3 protein-coding genes and 1 pseudogene are annotated in these 4,152 nt (G+C 39.4%); all 4 read right to left on the reverse strand.

Annotated elements, in window-relative coordinates:
- Positions 1-220: pseudogene (locus tag A5294_RS04725) on the reverse strand (serine/threonine protein kinase); the annotation flags it as partial.
- A complete protein-coding gene (locus A5294_RS04730; protein ID WP_004109538.1) occupies positions 217-1,179 on the reverse strand; it encodes a serine/threonine-protein kinase in 963 nt (320 codons plus the stop codon). The pseudogene A5294_RS04725 and the gene A5294_RS04730, both read right to left, overlap by 4 nt.
- Complete coding sequence (locus A5294_RS04735) at positions 1,176-2,642, reverse strand: penicillin-binding protein 2 (RefSeq protein WP_004106109.1); 1,467 nt, start codon at positions 2,640-2,642, stop codon at positions 1,176-1,178. The genes A5294_RS04730 and A5294_RS04735 overlap by 4 nt, the downstream gene beginning before the upstream one ends.
- Positions 2,635-4,116, reverse strand: coding sequence for an FtsW/RodA/SpoVE family cell cycle protein (locus tag A5294_RS04740; RefSeq protein ID WP_004106107.1), 1,482 nt, complete (start codon positions 4,114-4,116; stop codon positions 2,635-2,637). Before A5294_RS04740 ends, A5294_RS04735 begins: the two co-directional genes overlap by 8 nt.
- Positions 4,117-4,152: the final 36 nt, after the last annotated feature.

Below are 4,152 nucleotides of genomic sequence, written 5' to 3' on the forward strand. Positions count from 1 at the left end.
TATTAGGATTGTTCATCTGCGCAATGGCATGCGCTTCCCTGCGGAATCGCGAAAGGAAAATCTCATCGTTCGCTAAATCGGAACGCATAATTTTCACAGCAACTGTACGACCTAAGCGCTTATCAACAGCAACACGCACTTCTGCCATGCCGCCACGGCCAATAAGCTCCCCTAATTCGTATCGACCATTCGCTAATGAGGTGGGCATTGTGGTATTCATTGCTGCTCCTTGCGATCATTGGTATTAAAAATATTAATAATATTTACTTGGTTTTGCGGCATACTTTTAATACATCTTCGTTGTCGCAAATTTGTAGAAAGTACTCCTGTTGTATTGTTGAAGGCTGTTTCTTGATCTAGCAGTCTGCGCTCAATACGAGATAATACTTTCGACACGACTAATGCATCTTTTGGACGATCTTTTGGATTCTTTGCAAGCATAGACATAATAAACTGTTGCAATTGCAAATCAACATTTTCTGGCAAAGGTGGCACAGGATCATTAACATGTGCAGCAGCAATATCTACCGGCGTTGCTCCAGTAAATGGACGATGTCCACACAAGCCTTCATATGCCACAACACCTAACGAATAAATATCAGATTGTGCAGTAGCTTGCTCACCTTGCGCTTGTTCTGGAGAAATATATTGAGCTGTTCCAACTACCATGCCATCTTGAGTGATTTGTTCTTGGTCGCTGGAATATGACACGCCAAAATCTGTGATTTTCACATTGCCAGTATCAGAAACCATAATATTTGCAGGTTTTACATCGCGATGAATTACACCATGAGAATGAGCTACAAAAAGCCCTCGAGCTGTTTGAATAAGAATAGGAAGTAACTTAGTAGGATCAATTATTTTTTCTTTATGATACAAATCTGCCAATGATTTACTTGGCACATATTCCATAATTAAGAATCCAATACCATCGTGCTCATAATAGTCAAATAATGCTGCAATATTAGGATGCGCTAAATTGGCAGAATTATGCGCTTCAGCACGAAGACGACGTAATTTTGCTTCAACGTTTACGGTATCTGTACGTAACGCCTTAATGGCAACAATTCGCCCAAGTTGAATATCAAAGCCTTTCCAAACTTCTCCCATACCGCCTTGAGCAAGGCGGCGATCAAGTCTATAACGATGATGAACTAACTGTCCTTCAACGAGTTTCATTGTTTAAGCGCCTCCTCCATCACTTGTCGCATAATAGGTCCTGCCGCGTAACTACCAAATGTACTTGTGTTATGTACTATAACTGCTATAGCTATTCTAGGATTTTCAGCAGGAGCAAATCCAATAACCCAACCATTAGCAGCTTGATTATACATTCCAATCTGTGCAGTACCTGTTTTAGCAGCAACATGAATATTAGGTAAAGCAAGATTAGGATTTTCTTTTGTAACAACAGCCTGCATCATAGAAGTTAATTTAGATGCACTGTCACTACTCATTACTTGGTTCATAACGGTTGGTCTAGTTTGTGACAATACTGACAAATCACTAGATCTTACACAATCAACAAGAGTAGGCTTCATCAATGTTCCATTATTTGCAATAGCTGCCGCAATCATAGCATTTTGCAAAGGTGTAACCTTAGCATCACCTTGACCTATTGATTCCAGAGCTAGTCTATCTGGAGTTGGCTTAATAGAAAAAGTAGATTTCACGGATCGCATTGGGAATCCAGTAGAATCAGAACCATCAATAGACAGCGAATCGAAGAATCCAAACTTTCTTGCTTGCTTTACAATTACGTCAGATCCTAAAGAATTACCCAATTGAGCAAAAGCAGTATTAGACGAATATGCTAAAGCATCCTCAAAAGATATTTTTCCATCAACACCATTCGCTTGGTAAGTGACATTTGTAAGAGACGTCTTGGTTCCAGGCAAAACATAGCTCGCACCAGCAGGTATTTTCGTATCAGGCTTGTATTTTCCAGATTCTAATGCTGCTGCTGCAACAACAGTTTTGAACGTAGAGCCAGGAGCATAAAGCTCAGAAACAGCACGATTCAGCATAGGATTTGACACATCTGATGTTATTCTCTCATACGATTTATTTACTTCATTAATATTGTGAAGAGCAAGATCATTCGGATCATAACTTGGAGTGCTTACCATGGCGCGAATTCTTCCGGTTTTTGGCTCAATTGCAACTAAAGCTGCGTCTTTGCCTTTAAGAAGATTGTAAGCAAGATTTTGCAAGCGTGAATCAATTGACGTCTCTATAGAAGCTCCGCGATTAGTTGCTCCAGTAAATAATGAACGGAATTTTTGCCAGAACAGAGCGTCTGATTCTCCACTTAATAAGCTATTGCGAGAAGCTTCAATTCCTCTATCTGCACGCTGGCTAATAGAAAAATATCCAGTAACTGGAGCATATACTAATCCGTTAGAATACTGACGTTGATACACAAAAGCATCTTTAGATGGTTCAGATTTCGCTATAACTGTGCCATCTGATGTAAGTATTGCTCCACGTGGAGCACCAAACTCATGGTATAAAGCTCTGCGATTTCGAGGATCAGAATTTAGAGCATTCGCTTTAATAGAAGTAATAATTGTACTTGAAATACCAAGTATTACAAAAAGTACCAATACTGCAGTAAAAAGTTCTCTAAGACTTTTATTCATTGTTATCACCTCTCTCTGAAGAGGAAATAACAGCAGAAGCATCTATATTATTTTCATAATCTGTATTGTTATATTCGCTATTATTTGTATTCGTATTAGCTCGCTCTCGCAATTCACGCTCGCGCAACGCTGCTAAGGCAGCGTATTGGAAAGTATCTGAAACAGGAGCAGATTCAGGTTTATTTGCAGCGTGAGAAATAACAATAAGCAAAGATGCAAGCAAATAATTTGCCACTAAAGAAGAGCCTCCAGCTGCCATATACGGCAAAGTTAAACCGGTTAATGGAATAACCAAAGTAATTCCACCAACAACAGTAAACACTTGGAAAGCCATAGTAAAAACAAGCCCTGAAGCTAATAATTTTCCAAAGCCATCTTTAATTTTCATTGCAGTAATCATTCCAGATGCAATAATAATTAAATACAAAACCAATACGGCTAGAAGCCCAGTAAGACCAAGCTCTTCACCAACAGAAGCATAAATAAAATCAGAATTAGCTAGCGGTGTTATAGAAGGATGACCTTGTCCTAAACCTGTTCCGGTTGTTCCTCCAGCAGCCAAACCAAACAATCCAGATACAATTTGCGCTGAGCCACCAGGGAAACGATTATAGACCGCATTATCAAATGGATGAAGCCACGAATCCACACGATATTGCACATGTGCGAATAACTTTACTGCCATCAAGCATCCAGCTACAAAAGCAATACCTCCAACAGCAATCCACCCTCTGCGACCTGTTGCAACATACAACATTGACACAAACATTGCGAAGAACATCAATGACGTTCCAAGATCATGCTGAATAACGAGCACGCCCATTGATGCGGCCCATACTAAAGCAATAGGTCCCATGTCTTGTAAGCGAGGAAGGTGAATTCCCAAAACTTTATTTCCACCTACAGCAAGTCGATCACGATGATTAAACAGATACGCTGCAAAGAAGAACGACAGGAAAAGCTTAGCAAACTCTCCTGGCTGCACTGTGTGATCACCAAAACCTATCCAAATTCTTGCTCCACCAATTTCTTTACCTAATCCAGGAACCATAGGTGAAAGCAAAAGAATCAAGCCTATGACCATATTCACATAAGAAAAACGCCTTAAAATGCGATAATCATTCAAAAGAATAACGAAAATAATTGATAATACCAGTGCCGCACAAATCCACACCATTTGTTTTATTGCAACATTTGTATTATTTTGCCTATCAATTCTAGCTATAAGAACTGTTCCAATTGCAGTTAAAAGCATAATACAAGGTAAAATAGCTTGACTTGCATATGGCTGTTTAACAAGAAGAACACCCCAAAATACGAAAAACAGTGCCATAACGAGAATCAACATTGCTGCATAATTAGCAGAAATATAACCGTCAATACGGAAAAACATCTGTAAAAATGCCATGCCAGAAAGCAACGTTGCAAAAAGCAACAATGCTATCTGTCTGATACGCGTAGCAATCATATTCATGAGGTTTTACCCCCCTGCTTCGCATTATCTTTATTT

Source organism: Gardnerella sp. 30-4 (assembly GCF_001641215.1).
GTDB classification, from domain to species: Bacteria; Actinomycetota; Actinomycetes; order Actinomycetales; family Bifidobacteriaceae; genus Bifidobacterium; species Bifidobacterium leopoldii.